The 13012-nt window shown below is 36.9% G+C and carries 16 protein-coding genes and 1 tRNA gene; 15 read left to right on the top strand and 2 right to left on the bottom strand.

Features of this window, described 5'->3' with window-relative positions:
* The first annotated feature begins 3 nt into the window (after positions 1 to 3).
* From BLV53_RS02640 to BLV53_RS17790, 6 genes are all read left to right on the top strand, one after another.
* Positions 4 to 798 (top strand): alpha/beta fold hydrolase, encoded by a 795-nt coding sequence (locus tag BLV53_RS02640; protein ID WP_090296663.1) that lies wholly within the window; start codon positions 4 to 6, stop codon positions 796 to 798.
* Positions 799 to 864: 66 nt separating this feature from the next.
* Positions 865 to 1701 carry an AmmeMemoRadiSam system radical SAM enzyme gene (gene amrS / locus BLV53_RS02635; protein WP_090296661.1) on the top strand — a complete coding sequence of 279 codons (837 nt, stop codon included), beginning with the start codon at positions 865 to 867 and terminating at the stop codon, positions 1699 to 1701.
* Positions 1702 to 1713: 12 nt separating this feature from the next.
* Positions 1714 to 3099 (top strand): AmmeMemoRadiSam system protein A, encoded by a 1386-nt coding sequence (gene amrA / locus BLV53_RS02630; RefSeq protein ID WP_090296658.1) that lies wholly within the window; start codon positions 1714 to 1716, stop codon positions 3097 to 3099.
* 134 nt (positions 3100 to 3233) lie between these two features.
* Positions 3234 to 3593, top strand: a complete 360-nt coding sequence (locus BLV53_RS02625; RefSeq protein ID WP_170830711.1) for a hypothetical protein — start codon at positions 3234 to 3236, stop codon at positions 3591 to 3593.
* A gap of 497 nt (positions 3594 to 4090) precedes the next feature.
* Positions 4091 to 4246, top strand: coding sequence for a hypothetical protein (locus BLV53_RS16950; RefSeq protein WP_170830731.1), 156 nt, complete (start codon positions 4091 to 4093; stop codon positions 4244 to 4246).
* Positions 4247 to 4495: 249 nt separating this feature from the next.
* Complete coding sequence (locus tag BLV53_RS17790) at positions 4496 to 4690, top strand: DUF7695 domain-containing protein (protein ID WP_330400065.1); 195 nt, start codon at positions 4496 to 4498, stop codon at positions 4688 to 4690.
* Between the two features lie 293 nt (positions 4691 to 4983).
* Here BLV53_RS17790 and BLV53_RS02615 read toward each other — a convergent pair whose 3' ends face one another.
* The gene (locus tag BLV53_RS02615) at positions 4984 to 5301 is read right to left on the bottom strand and encodes a helix-turn-helix domain-containing protein (RefSeq protein ID WP_090296654.1); all 318 of its coding nucleotides are present in this window, start codon (positions 5299 to 5301) and stop codon (positions 4984 to 4986) included.
* Between the two features lie 117 nt (positions 5302 to 5418).
* Between BLV53_RS02615 and BLV53_RS02610 the strand changes: the two genes are divergently transcribed.
* From BLV53_RS02610 to BLV53_RS02580, 7 genes are all read left to right on the top strand, one after another.
* A complete protein-coding gene (locus BLV53_RS02610; RefSeq protein WP_090296651.1) occupies positions 5419 to 6000 on the top strand; it encodes a metallophosphoesterase family protein in 582 nt (193 codons plus the stop codon).
* 128 nt (positions 6001 to 6128) lie between these two features.
* A complete protein-coding gene (locus BLV53_RS02605) occupies positions 6129 to 6845 on the top strand; it encodes a hypothetical protein (protein ID WP_090296649.1) in 717 nt (238 codons plus the stop codon).
* 22 nt (positions 6846 to 6867) lie between these two features.
* Complete coding sequence (locus BLV53_RS02600) at positions 6868 to 7908, top strand: RNA ligase family protein (protein ID WP_028235823.1); 1041 nt, start codon at positions 6868 to 6870, stop codon at positions 7906 to 7908.
* Positions 7909 to 7927: 19 nt separating this feature from the next.
* On the top strand, positions 7928 to 9238 hold the full coding sequence (locus BLV53_RS02595; RefSeq protein ID WP_090296646.1) for a DUF6557 family protein: 1311 nt from the start codon (positions 7928 to 7930) through the stop codon (positions 9236 to 9238).
* A 100-nt stretch (positions 9239 to 9338) separates the two neighbouring features.
* The gene (locus tag BLV53_RS02590) at positions 9339 to 9998 is read left to right on the top strand and encodes a hypothetical protein (protein WP_090296643.1); all 660 of its coding nucleotides are present in this window, start codon (positions 9339 to 9341) and stop codon (positions 9996 to 9998) included.
* Between the two features lie 100 nt (positions 9999 to 10098).
* Positions 10099 to 10170, top strand: a tRNA-Leu gene (locus tag BLV53_RS02585).
* 238 nt (positions 10171 to 10408) lie between these two features.
* The gene (locus BLV53_RS02580; protein ID WP_090296640.1) at positions 10409 to 10708 is read left to right on the top strand and encodes a helix-turn-helix domain-containing protein; all 300 of its coding nucleotides are present in this window, start codon (positions 10409 to 10411) and stop codon (positions 10706 to 10708) included.
* A gap of 134 nt (positions 10709 to 10842) precedes the next feature.
* On the opposite strand, the gene BLV53_RS02575 is transcribed toward BLV53_RS02580, so the two are convergent.
* Complete coding sequence (locus BLV53_RS02575; protein WP_090296637.1) at positions 10843 to 11730, bottom strand: LysR family transcriptional regulator; 888 nt, start codon at positions 11728 to 11730, stop codon at positions 10843 to 10845.
* Between the two features lie 149 nt (positions 11731 to 11879).
* Here BLV53_RS02575 and BLV53_RS02570 point away from each other — a divergent pair, with 149 nt between their 5' ends.
* Positions 11880 to 12401, top strand: a complete 522-nt coding sequence (locus tag BLV53_RS02570) for a flavodoxin (RefSeq protein ID WP_170830730.1) — start codon at positions 11880 to 11882, stop codon at positions 12399 to 12401.
* A gap of 25 nt (positions 12402 to 12426) precedes the next feature.
* Positions 12427 to 13011 carry a DapH/DapD/GlmU-related protein gene (locus BLV53_RS17690; protein WP_090296632.1) on the top strand — a complete coding sequence of 195 codons (585 nt, stop codon included), beginning with the start codon at positions 12427 to 12429 and terminating at the stop codon, positions 13009 to 13011.
* Position 13012 lies beyond the last annotated feature (1 nt).

Here is a 13012-nt window from a genome sequence, read left to right as displayed (position 1 = left end):
AAAATGCAGAAAAATGGTTGCGTGAGGGTTGGCGATACAGACATGTATTATGTGGCTTTCGGAGAAGGAAAAAAGAATCTTGTAGTTTTGCCAGGATTGTCAGATGGATTGTGGACAGTAAAGGGAAAGGCTATGCTTCTGGCAGGTTCCTACAAAAGGTTTTTCAAGGATTATACCGTTTACATGTTCAGCAGAAAGGATGAGATTCCAGAGGGGTATTCCATAGAAGATATGGCAGATGATCAGGCAATAGCTATGAGGAATCTTGGGATAGACAGGGCAATGGTTATGGGGGTATCCCAGGGAGGGATGATTTCTCAATATCTGGCGGCAAAGCATCCTGAGCTAGTTGAAAAATTGATTCTTGTGGTCACTGCACCATACGCCAACGATACAATAAAAAGTGTTGTTACAAAATGGATAGAAATGACCAAAAATTCAACTCATACAGAGCTAATGCTAGATACTGCGGAGAAAGTTTATACGAATGAATTCAACGAAAAGAACAAGAAGTATCTACCACTTCTGGCCAGATTTACAAAGCCTAAGAATTATGACAGGTTTTGCAAAAACGCATATGCGATATTAAACTTCGACGCACGACCAGTTTTATCAAAAATAAAATGCAGTACATATATTATGTCTGGCGACAGTGACAATACAGTTGGAAATGATGCTCCTTATGAGTTAAAGGCTGGGATTGAGCACAGTGAAATGCTTATCTTTGAAGGTTTGGGCCATGGATTGTTTGAAGAGGATAAGGATTTTTACAATAAAGTATTTGAGTTTTGCGAATAGCAAAGGCACTTTGGTGCAAAGAGTGAAAGAAACTGTAAAAATAGAGACGGGGAGATTGAGGTGCTTATGGCCAAATGCAATCTATGTTTCAGACAATGCAATATTACCGAAGGGAGCTTTGGGTTTTGTGGAGTAAGAACCTGCAAGGATGGTAAAGTCATTCCAGCCAGTTATGGGAAGCTTACGTCGATAGCCCTAGATCCTATAGAAAAGAAGCCACTGAATCGATTTCATCCGGGAAGCAGAATACTGTCGGTGGGAAGTTATGGCTGTAATCTAAGATGCCCATTTTGCCAGAACTATCATATTTCTTGGGGGAATGAGGTAGAATCTTTTAAAAGAGAAGCGGCTTATGTTTCGCCTGAAGAGCTTGCAAGGATAGCCGAGGAACAAACGGCTAATGGAAATATCGGTATCGCATTTACGTATAATGAGCCACTCATTTACTATGAGTACGTGCTAGATACCGCAAGACTGTTGAAAGAAAAGGGGCTGAAAACCGTACTTGTTTCAAACGGTATGGCACAGGTTGATACTGTAAAAGAACTTTTTAAATATGTAGATGCTATGAACATCGATTTAAAGGGATTTACGGACCACTATTATGAAGATGTTTTGCAGGGAAATAGAAAGATGGTAATGGATTTTATTACTGAAGCTACAAAGCATTGCCACCTGGAGCTGACCACATTAATAATTCCAGGGGAAAATGATTCCGATGAAGAAATGGATGAGCTGAGTGCCTGGATTGCTTCATTAAATAAGGACATACCACTTCATATATCAAGATTCTTTCCTAGATTTCATTTGCTAGACAGGGAAGCAACACCGGTAGAAAAAATATATCACTTGAAAACTATAGCAGAAAAGCATTTGACATACGTATATACGGGAAACTGTTAAGGGGGGACGACTATGGCAATAGAAGCTGCATTTATGGTTCCACATCCACCGCTGATTGTTCCAGCTGTTGGAAGAGGTGGGGAAAAGCAAATTCAAGAAACTACAGAGGCTTATGAGAAGGTGGCAGATGAGATAGCAAAAATCGCGCCGGAAACCATTATCATCACAAGCCCTCATAGCATTATGTACACTGATTATTTTCATATTTCTCCAGGAAAGAGAGCGAAAGGCTCATTTGCCAGATTCAATGCGCCGGAAGTTTCGTTTGAAGAGGAGTACGATGAGAAGCTGGTGGAAGCGATTAGTGATATTGCTTATGAGGAGGATTTTGCTGCAGGAACTTTAGGGGAGCGAGAACCGGAGCTGGACCACGGCACCATGGTTCCTCTATGGTTTATTCGAAAAAAATACAAGGGCGGAAAGATTGTGAGAATCGGTTTATCTGGCCTAGGACTGCTGGATCATTATCGGCTTGGCCAGATGATTCAAAAGGCAGTAAATGACACAGGCAGAAGAGCGGTTTTCGTTGCTAGCGGGGATTTGTCCCACAAACTGCAGGACTACGGACCATATGGCTTTTCAAAAGAAGGGCCTGTTTATGATGAGCAAATTATGGACGTGGCAAAGGGAGCGTCTTTTGGTGAGATGTTTGATTTCAAGGAAGATTTTTGCGAGAAGGCTGCAGAATGTGGCCATCGTTCGTTTGTAATTATGGCGGGGGCACTGGACGGAATGGCTGTAGATGCTACCGTGTATTCTCATCAGGATGTAACCGGAGTGGGCTATGGCATAGCATCATTTTATCCAGCAGGGGAGGACGCAAGACGTCATTTCAGAGACATTTATCTTGCCAAGCTAAGAGAGACATTAGATGATTCAAACGCATCATCAGATGAATATGTAAAGCTTGCGAGAAAATCCTTGGAGAGCTACATTCTAAATCAAAAGGTGCTGCCGCTTCCAATGGATTTGCCAAAGGAAATGCTGGAAACTCAGGCAGGGGCATTCGTATCTATTCACAAAGCAGGACGCTTACGAGGCTGCATTGGAACAATTCTTCCTACCACTAAATGCGTGGCCGAGGAGATTATTCAAAATGCAATCAGCGCCTCTACCAGGGACAACAGATTCAATCCTATCAGCCCGGAAGAAATCCCTGACCTGGAAATAAATGTAGATGTTTTAAGCAAGCCAGAGGCCATTGATTCACCGGATAAATTGGATGTTAAACGATATGGTGTCATAGTTAGCAGCGGTGGCAGAAGAGGCTTGCTGCTTCCAGATTTGGACGGGGTGACCTCTGTTAAGCAGCAGATTTCTATTGCCAGACAAAAGGGCGGCATTGGAGAGAATGAGCCAATCAGCCTACAACGATTTGAAGTAATAAGACATATATAGACTTTACTGGGAATCGCCGGGTTTATTTCGCAAAAAATGAAAAATAGGGAGTATTCTTTTTATCATTTTTAATGGTGTTTGGAAAGATGATTGGGTTTGCCTTTAGAGCTACTTGGGGCCTGTTCAAAGTACTAATGTATATTGTATTTCTTCCTTTGCTTTTAGTGGGAATGGTGTTTGGTGGTGAGATGACAGTGAATGTAGACATGTACAAGCCGCCTTTGAGAGCAGAAACAAGAGCCCAATATTCTATTTCTACAAATCCTAAATGGAGAAAAAAGGTTGCGTTTAAAGAGTGGGCCAATATAGGTCATGACGAGGAAAAACTGTTCTCTATTATAGAACATTATCTGAGGGATAAAGGTTTTTCCTACCGTTCAGGAGTATGGAATCACACCTATATTCCTTGGGAAGAGGGCTTTATATTCCGAGCGATAGGCACACTATTTTTGGTTGTTGGAATCTTTATTTTTAGTACACTGGAATTTTACTAGTTAATCTATTTCCATGTATTCACATAATCATTGGCGCATGGGTTCTGCTGATAGGATTAGGAAAGATTGAATTTTATCACTTAAGAGATGATATATTTATCAAATTGATTATTGTGATATTTGTTGTAGGCTGGCTGGGTGTCTTAACAGGGATGTTTATCGATTTAAATCCATTGGGAATATAAGATAAGTTTTACTGCATTTTTTATAAGGATTTTTGAAAGAATTCAACGAATATTACAGGAGTATTCTCAAATCAAAGGAGCAGAAGGCTGTTTTGTTTCCTTTGATAAGGAGCTTGCTGGAGGTTAGCAGACAACGGAAAAATCAACCACTAAATGGGAATGTATATGCCGTAGCAATGTACATTCCCATTTTAAATGTTAAGGAGAATATGTTGATATACCCTAAAAATATAACCAACGTCTAATCAGTTTGGTCGGACTTATTAGAGTAAATTAATATCATAGTCTCACTATAGTCTCATTCAGTCTCATATGAATTTGAGACTATATGAGACTACTTTATACAATCCAAAGCACATTGCTACTAATGCGCCAGAGGGAGACGATGGTTCCAATTTAGTTACATTATCTAGTGTGCTTGAGCATACAATGGGTCAGTACATTCGTACTGGTCTATTATTATTATAATCATTTTTAGTAATGGATAGATTATAGGAAAACATTAGTTTTTCAATAATCGTGATTGCATGAGCTTTGCATTTATGCAAAGGTGTATCTGACGAAGCCAGATTATTGTGGGAGTTTTCTCTGTTTGTCCCGTAATAAGTAATTGCCACTGAACTACAAGTTCAATGACAAGAGAGAGAGGATGGTTAATAATAGAACATAAAAGATTCCCTTTTGCGGTAATAATTTGGGATTGACTGGAAAGGAAAAATGATGGTAATAATTAAAAATTGTATTAAATGCCTTAAATGTGGAGATATTATTGAATCTGTATCCAGACATGATTTTAAATCATGTTCTTGCGGTGCAGTATGTGTTGATGGAGGGAAAGATTATCTGCGACGTTGCGGTTATCTAGAGGACTACGAAGATTTGAGTGTAGTGGAGGAAGATAATTCAAAGTAGAGTTTATAAGCGTAAAACGATAGAATAAAAGTTAGATATAAGAGGAGCTTATGCAATGAAAAATGAAATAGTTTTATTTGAAACTAAGGATCAGGAGGTTAAGCTTTCTGTTCCAGTGGATAAAGGAAATGTTTGGCTTAATAGACAGCAAATCTTTTGTACTTTATGATAAAGGATCATCCTTTTGCTGATATATCATTACAACATTGGTTATGAATTTATTGAAGCTGTAGATAACTCCTGATAGGATAAACATTGCAGGCAGTCATTAAAGGTGCGATGACTGCCTGAGTCTACTGTTTTTGCCATATTTTTATTGTCTCAAGAAGCTTCTCTTTTTGTTCATCGTCTAGAGTTTTTATAACATCCCATAAAGCATTATCTATTGCGGATTTTTTATAGTCGGGCTCTATATTTCCTATAAGCTCATCTAATGTAATTCCCATAAGCTTAGAATAATAAATCAGAAGTTTTAGAGACATGGCAGTACGTCCATTTTCAACATTGCTAATGTATCCAGGAGTTACGTCTAATTCAGTGGCCACCTGATTCTGTGTCATGCCAAGATTAATTCTATAATTCTTTATTTGTTCACCGTAGTTTTCGTTCATGGTAACATCTCCGTCTATTAATAATATGATAATTATACTATTAGTATTGACTCATATGTAGTATTTGTTTAGTATAGTTTATATTCTGAGAGTATAAATGACTTGGAGGAGATTTTGATGAAATATTATATTAGTGATTTACATTTGTTTCATAATGCAGCTATTAGATTTGACAATCGCCCATTTGACAATGTTTCAACTATGCATGAATACATACGTACACATTGGAATAATAAAATAACAAATGGAGATACCGTTTATATTCTAGGGGATGTGAGTTTACGTGGTCAGAAGGATAATCTGATAGCTTATGTCTCAACTTTGAAAGGCAAAAAGGTTCTTGTTAAAGGAAATCATGATGATGTGTCAGATTACAGATATCAGCAATTGTTTTCGGAAATATGTGATTACAAAGAAGTGCATGATTCATTTGATGGAAAAAATTATGACCTGGTGTTAAGCCATTATCCAATATTTAGTTGGAAAAATATGGGGCGAGGATGGATACATTTGTATGGTCACACCCATAACAGCATCGAGGATGAAATGTATCTGAAGGCACTTAGTGATATGAAGATTAATTGTGGTCATTTACATGACACTCATCCAATGGCAATCAATGTAGGTTGCATGAAGCCATGGATGGGGTATGAACCTAGGACGTTAAGGGAGATTCTTGAGGGGATAAATCACAAATAATGTTTGTAGATGTAGAAAGCTCAGGCTCGAGTTATAGAGTCTGGGCTTTCTTTATACTACAAGTTCAATGACAAAATAATTTAATTGTGGAAAAATATATCACATACTGAGTTATTAGGAGGCAGAATATGGGCGATATAGGTATTATTGCAAGGCGGCTAGAAGGTGGGAACAGAGTTCAATATGGGTGGTGTGGCAATGGCGGTTATTTTAAAAGTGCTGGATTAAGACTGTTGTCGTGGTATGAAGAGGCTGATTTAGTAGAGTACCTTTTTGGATTAGGTCAGACAGGCTTAATAGGAAAGCCTGGAAGTGAAAATGGGGGAGAACGAGCACTATTAACTCACAGACTAGATGGAACGCCTTTTTATTTAGGAGAAAGTGAAAGGGAGATATTTAGTCAAATAGCTTTTATAGACTATGGTTATTTTTATGATTTAGATAATACTTGGTATTATGTAATACCAGAACCATTTCGTATTAAAGTTCCATTGTGGTATATTTATAAGCATTTGGACGCTGAAAAATATGAGTTTGAGGAAAGATATATGTTAAATCAGCTAGTTGCGACATATATTTTAGAAGATCATTACAAGGTTGATTTGGATTTTCGGACTTTAATTCAATCTAAGTATCCGCAAGGAATAGCTTACATTAAGGATGATGTTCTTAAATTTCGTAATCCATGTTATAGAATATGGACGAATTATAAGTTTATATATGATTATTTTGATGATTGGGTATTAGTGAAGACAAGTGAAGATTATAGTTATATTAAGGGATTGGTACTAAAAAAGAACCAGAAATCGGATAAAGCACGCAGAATCGAGACTATTGACTGGTAATGTTACAAGGGAGAATGACATAATGAGAAAACTAGCAAGCATACAAAGAATATGGAAGATTGAGCCTATAGAAGGTGCTGACAAAATAGAATTAGCCTTTGTTTTGGGATGGCAATGTGTTGTTAACAAGGGACAGTTTAAGCCAATGGATTTGGCTGTATATTTTGAAATAGATAGTTTTTTACCAATTCGTGATGAATTTGAATTCCTTAGAATTAGCAGCTATCGTAAAAACGATATCTTAGGTGAAGGGTTTAGACTAAAGACAATGAGGTTTAGGGGGCAGATTTCTCAAGGCCTGCTGTTGCCATTAGGACAATTTAATGAATTAGATGCTTGCGATGAGATAGGAACAGATGTGTCTGAAGCACTAGGCGTAAGAAAGTGGGAAGTGGAGGAAAAGATTACCACAGGTGGAACCATAATAGGAGAGTTGCCAATTGATGTACCACACACAGACGAGACACGTGTTCAAGCAGAGCCTGAGCTTATCAATGATTTTAAAGGACTAGATTATTATATTTCGACCAAGATGGATGGTTCATCACATTCTATTTCTATAGATGATGATGGCTTCCATGTAACAGGACACAATTATGAATACAAGAATGATGGGAAAAGTTCTTTTTATGAATTTGTAAATAGTCTGGGAATTGAAGCAAAACTAATGGACTATTATAAGGCTAATAATCTAAACATAATTACGATTCAGGGAGAGCTATGTGCTCCGGGCATTCAAAAGAACAGATTAAAACTAACTAAACCTGAGTGGTACGTATTTACGATACGGGTAAATGGAAATAGAGTAGGACTTAAGCAAATGCAAGAAATATGTAAAACATTGCATTTATCGACTGTGCCTATTGAAGAAGTGGGTAATGACTTACCTTCAAAGTATCCTACTGTTGAAGCCTTATTGGAAAGAGCTGATGGGGAATATCCTAAAGGTGGAAAAAAGGAAGGCATTGTAATACGCCCGGTGGAGCCTGTTTATTGTGAACGAATAAGCGCTTCACTTTCAATGAAGGTGGTTAGTAATAAATATTTGATTAAGAACGAATAATTAGGCAGAGAGGTGTAGAATGATACCAAGTTTATATGAACCTTTTAAAAAGTGGGCAGAAACAGGCTCAATATATTTACTTTCAGATTTACATCTTGATGATGCTGACTGCAAATTGATGGATGAAAACTGGATTAGTCCTAATGAACAAATTGATATAATCAATTCCATTATTATGAAGAATGACACATTTATATGTCTAGGCGACGTAGGGCAGGCCAACTATATTAAGAGAATAAAGGCGAGTAGAAAAATTTTGTTGTTAGGTAACCATGATAAGAAGAAGGATTATGTTGATTGCTTTGATGAGGTTTATGAGGGACCTCTTTTTATCTCGGACAAGATTCTTCTTTCACATGAACCAGTCTATGGATTATCATGGTGTTTAAATATTCATGGTCATGACCATAATAATATTGAAAATTATGCAGCCGATTGTGAACATTTAAACCTGGCTGCTAATGTTTGTGGGTACAAGCCACTCAATCTTGGAAGATTAATCAAGGAGGGAATTCTCTCTGGCATTAAAAGTATACATCGGCAAACAATAGATAGAGCTACTGTTAAAAGTCAATTTAAATGCGAATCCTATAATGAAATAAATATTGAGAATATATCAAAATCATTGAGTAATATTCAAGATGTTATAAGGAAATTTGATATTAATTCAATTGAAAGTGCGTATTTTTATGAGCATCCAATTACTATACATGAATTAAAAGAACTGGATGATACTACTATAGGTGAATTTCAGAATGCAATATCTAAAAAATTCCGGAACTTTATTGAAAGACTTCTCAACATGGAAATCAATAATGATTCAGGTAAGCAGGGGGTATTGTTTGTTTATAAGTCTCAAACAGAAAGTTCAATTCTAGAGATAGACGTTGGTTTAATACATGTTGATGAATTGATGGCAGCAGAAGATTTATCTGAAGTAAATTCATATGCATATGAGTTTACGGAACAGGCAGAGGCTTTATCATTTCTAGTTTCAGATTCTAAACTTACACAGGATAATTTGCTGGATGTAGTTGTTTCTTTTCTGCATGAAGTTTCATTTTTCGGATATGAGCAGGAGGACTTAGGCGAGAACCTAGAGTCCTTGCACAAATCAATAAAAGAAATTGAAGAACACCCAGAAAACTTAGTAAGTTATTCTAGCGAAGAACTTAGGAAAAAATGGGGATTACCAAAAAAAGAAATATATCCTGATGAAGATATTAGAAAGGATGCATTTTATAAAGCAGGAATGGAATATACTCAGTATTGCAAGAAGATGGAGCTGAAGAAAATGAAAAATAGATTCATTGATTTGTGTGGCCTATAAAGAGATACTGATAATGTTTTATACTACAAGTTCAATGACATATCTAACATTCCGTGAGACAATATTATAGGTAAGAAAAATGGTTCTAGGAGGGAAGATTATGTCAGAAAAAATGTTAGTTACACAGGCTCTTGATGAGAGAGATTTACTTGTAAAAAAGATTTCAGACAAGATTGCTAAAGCAAGCTTTGTCGATAGTATTAAACATAATGAAGAAAAGGTTTTTGATGGAAGAATACAAAAGGATGAATTTGCAAAGAATGCACAGAGCGCTTATCAGCAGATTGAGGACTTAATTATTCGTTATCAGAAAATTGATTCTGCCATCGTTGCTTCTAATGCAGCGACAGTAATTAAAACATCTTATGGTGAGTATACTGTAGCAGGTGCTATATCTCTTAGAAGCAGATTGAGAAATAGTGATATATATGATTCAAGCCTTGATTTTGAATATAATTTACAAGAAAAAATGGAAGAAGAATTAAATAATTGTTTAACCCAAATTGAGTTGAAAAATAGTCAGCTTCAAAGTACTGCTGAAAGTATGAGAATGTCAATACTAGGAAAAGATACGAAAGTAAAGGATGATAAGCCTCTTGAGGTTGTAGATACATATGTTAAGGAAAATACAACTGAGCTTGTTGATCCTTTAAATATTAAGGAAAAGATTTCTTTACTCAAGGAGAAAAGAGATACACTACTATCTGAGCTTGATACTCAGATAAAGGTTTCTAACGCGACAACTTTTATAGAAATATAACGCTTTTGCCTGCAATACGTAAACTATAAACCCAGCTTCCCTGTAACAGGGTTAAGTTACAATCAAGTTATTCTTTATAGCAAATTAAAGAGTAAGGACTTCCAGAATGGCGCAATGGTAGCGCAAAGGTAGTAAATACCTTATGTTGTAGGTTCGAATCCTACTTCCGGATCCCATAACAGGAGATGGTCATAATGACCATGCATATTTAACTGTTTTCTATTATTTGTATTTGATCAATCTTGAATTGTTAACCTTTTTCATATAAATTACTAACTGATAATTGATAACTTTTATTTAGGCATAGAGATGTGCTGAAATCCATGACACAGGTTTTAGATGTTAAGCTGGTTGGTCTTTAGTAATCCTCATGGCTGTATTGTAGGCTATTTTTGAAAGGAGGCACTTAAATGTATCCCATCATAGATAAAATTAAAACTGGTGAAAAAATCCGAATGCTCATGGAAGCAAATGGATATTCAGTCAATGATATTCAAGAATATTTAGGCCTTGCATGTGTACAGAGTATATATCACTGGCTTAACGGAAGCTGCCTTCCTTCTATTGACAATTTATATGCTCTGAGCGATTTATTAAACGTATCAATTGATGATATGATATGTGGTAATAAGCTAGAAAAAATTGATCAGAATATACCTGATAGAGTATTGCATTATTATGATAAATTAAAGGATATTATAGCCGCTTAGGCTATATGCATTAGGATTTGCAGAATTTATAGTGGAAGAGGCACTTTGCTATTTGCAGCAATGTAGATAAATGGCGGGAAAAGAAAGCAAGCGAAGCTGCCAATGCCAAATATAATGAAATGAAAAGCAGTGCCTTATAGCGGAAAGGCAACTGCTTCGTTATATAACTTTTGTAACACTTTAATAAAAGTATCAAGGCTTTGACGTTGATCTGCTTTGTGAGTGCATAAAACACAGGAGAAAGTATCGTCGCAGTCATAGGGAATCCATGCAAACTGTCCGCTGTGGTCGTTAAGAAAACCGGGAGCCAGACAGATTCCTTTACCGGAAGCAACGTTAGTAAGTGTGGTGTCATGATCTGGACTATTAAAATATTCAATCTTACCTGATGAAATAAGCTTTTGCTGAACAGAGCGGAGAAGTGCCGGTGACCCGCCACCTACCATAAGAGTGCGTCCATAAATGTCTTCATCAGTTATGAGATTTTTTTCTGCAAGAGGATCATTCTTATCACAAATTAAATAAATATGACTTTGAAACAGCTTGTGGACAGTGGTGCCTGCAAGCTGTTTTGTCTGTTCTTCTAAGGCAAATACAACATCTGATTCATTTTTAAGAAAGCTATCCATACTATTTCCGTACTGGAATCGTGGTGTAATTTGAGTACCTGGTGCTTCCTTTTCAAATACCTTGATTGCTTCTGGCAGGAAGTAGAGAGCCTGTCGTACTGATATACTTATAGTGATGTTTTCTTTGTATTTTGCACTGAAGTTCTGGCCCTGTTCGATGGCTTTTTTCATCTCTTCGCGCATATTTGAAAGGTAGGTTACAAACTGCTGACCGGCAGGAGTAAGAGTAGCCCCTTTTCCATTTCTAACAAAAATCTCAAATCCAACTTCCTCTTCAAGAAGTTTTATCTGATATGAAAATGTAGGCTGGCTTACAAACATATTCTCAGCACCTCTGGAAAAGCTCTCTGTACGAGACAGTTCTATACAATAATCTATCTGTTTTGTTGTCATAGCACTCCTCTGATATTTAAAAATTAAATCAACTATCTAATGTTTCTATTGGATATTATAAAACCGACGTGAGATAATGTAAACAACAAAGAACAAAACCAATTGGGAATAACAGATATTGATAGAAAATCTAAATGGAGGAAATTCAAATGGCAAAAACATTAATCGCTTTCTTCTCAAGAGCGGATGAAAATTATTTTGGCGGAGCAATGAGATATGTAAAGGTTGGTAACACAGAAATCGTTGTTAACCATATGAAGGAACTGATAGATGCGGATACATTCAAAATTGAGATGTTAAATCCTTATTCACCGGTGTACATGACCTGTATTGATGAAGCTAAGAAAGATTTAAGAGAAAATGCTCGCCCGGAGCTTACAAATTATATAGACAGCATAGATGAATACAACACCATTGTGCTTGCTTATCCAAATTACTGGGGAACATTTCCAATGGCTGTTGCAACATTTCTAGAGAGATACGATTTCTCAGGAAAAACAATCCTTCCTCTTTGCACAAACGAGGGAAGCGGAATGGGCTCTAGTGAACGCGATGTAAAAAAATATGCTAGTGGCGCAGAGGTGAAAAGTGGTCTTGCAATCACAGGTAGCCAAGCTACAAATGTAAAAGCATCCGTGGAACAGTGGTTTGCGGCAAATGGATTAATGTAAAGAGATAGAAACGGAGGATAGATTAGTGGATTACAAAAAAGGATATGTTTTTGAATTAATGGCCCATGGTGGTCCTACAGATAATAGAGAGCCTTATTTTAAGGATGCAGTTGATGAAATGATGAGAGCCAGAACTCTTTGTGCAAAGGCGAATGCCTGCATGCCGGATGATCCATCTTATGTGGGTTACCTTGAAGAGCTCTTTGGTAGAAAGCTTGATGATGTAAGAATCCTTACGCCATTTACCTGTGACTTCGGAAATACGGTAATGTTCGGTAAGGGTGTGTTTATCAATCATTCTGCAATTCTTTCAGCATCAGGTGTAATAGAATTTGAGGATGGTGTTATGGCTGCACCTGGACTTAGAATTGCAACGATTAATCATGATGTGAACGAGCGTCACACGAAATATACCTATGGAAAAGTCACTGTAAAGAAAAATGCATGGCTTGGCCTTAATGTAACTATCTGTCCTGGCGTAACCATCGGAGAATATGCAGTTGTTGGAGCGGGAGCTGTTGTTACAAAAGATGTACCTGCATATGCAGTAGTAGGTGGTGTACCTGCTAAGGTAATTAAGATGCTGGATCCAGCAGAACAGAAGGAATAGA

This window comes from Pseudobutyrivibrio sp. ACV-2 (genome assembly GCF_900107545.1).
In the GTDB taxonomy this organism is placed as follows: domain Bacteria; phylum Bacillota; class Clostridia; order Lachnospirales; family Lachnospiraceae; genus Pseudobutyrivibrio.
The sequence above is the reverse complement of the archived record's forward strand: the minus strand, read 5'-3'. Positions and strand labels throughout refer to the sequence as shown.

Excerpts from the sequence above, each read along its gene's own strand:
- BLV53_RS02600 (WP_028235823.1), top strand. The coding sequence starts at position 6,868 with ATGAGAAAACTAGCAAGCATACAAAGAATATGGAAGATTGAGCCTATA.
- BLV53_RS17790 (WP_330400065.1), top strand. The coding sequence starts at position 4,496 with ATGATGGTAATAATTAAAAATTGTATTAAATGCCTTAAATGTGGAGAT.
- BLV53_RS02610 (WP_090296651.1), top strand. The coding sequence starts at position 5,419 with ATGAAATATTATATTAGTGATTTACATTTGTTTCATAATGCAGCTATT.
- BLV53_RS02590 (WP_090296643.1), top strand. The coding sequence starts at position 9,339 with ATGTCAGAAAAAATGTTAGTTACACAGGCTCTTGATGAGAGAGATTTA.
- BLV53_RS16950 (WP_170830731.1), top strand. The coding sequence starts at position 4,091 with ATGAATTTGAGACTATATGAGACTACTTTATACAATCCAAAGCACATT.
- amrA (WP_090296658.1), top strand. The coding sequence starts at position 1,714 with ATGGCAATAGAAGCTGCATTTATGGTTCCACATCCACCGCTGATTGTT.
- BLV53_RS02605 (WP_090296649.1), top strand. The coding sequence starts at position 6,129 with ATGGGCGATATAGGTATTATTGCAAGGCGGCTAGAAGGTGGGAACAGA.
- BLV53_RS02615 (WP_090296654.1), bottom strand. The coding sequence starts at position 5,301 with ATGAACGAAAACTACGGTGAACAAATAAAGAATTATAGAATTAATCTT.
- BLV53_RS02595 (WP_090296646.1), top strand. The coding sequence starts at position 7,928 with ATGATACCAAGTTTATATGAACCTTTTAAAAAGTGGGCAGAAACAGGC.
- amrS (WP_090296661.1), top strand. The coding sequence starts at position 865 with ATGGCCAAATGCAATCTATGTTTCAGACAATGCAATATTACCGAAGGG.
- BLV53_RS02625 (WP_170830711.1), top strand. The coding sequence starts at position 3,234 with ATGTATATTGTATTTCTTCCTTTGCTTTTAGTGGGAATGGTGTTTGGT.
- BLV53_RS02640 (WP_090296663.1), top strand. The coding sequence starts at position 4 with ATGCAGAAAAATGGTTGCGTGAGGGTTGGCGATACAGACATGTATTAT.
- BLV53_RS02580 (WP_090296640.1), top strand. The coding sequence starts at position 10,409 with ATGTATCCCATCATAGATAAAATTAAAACTGGTGAAAAAATCCGAATG.
- BLV53_RS02570 (WP_170830730.1), top strand. The coding sequence starts at position 11,880 with ATGGCAAAAACATTAATCGCTTTCTTCTCAAGAGCGGATGAAAATTAT.
- BLV53_RS02575 (WP_090296637.1), bottom strand. The coding sequence starts at position 11,730 with ATGACAACAAAACAGATAGATTATTGTATAGAACTGTCTCGTACAGAG.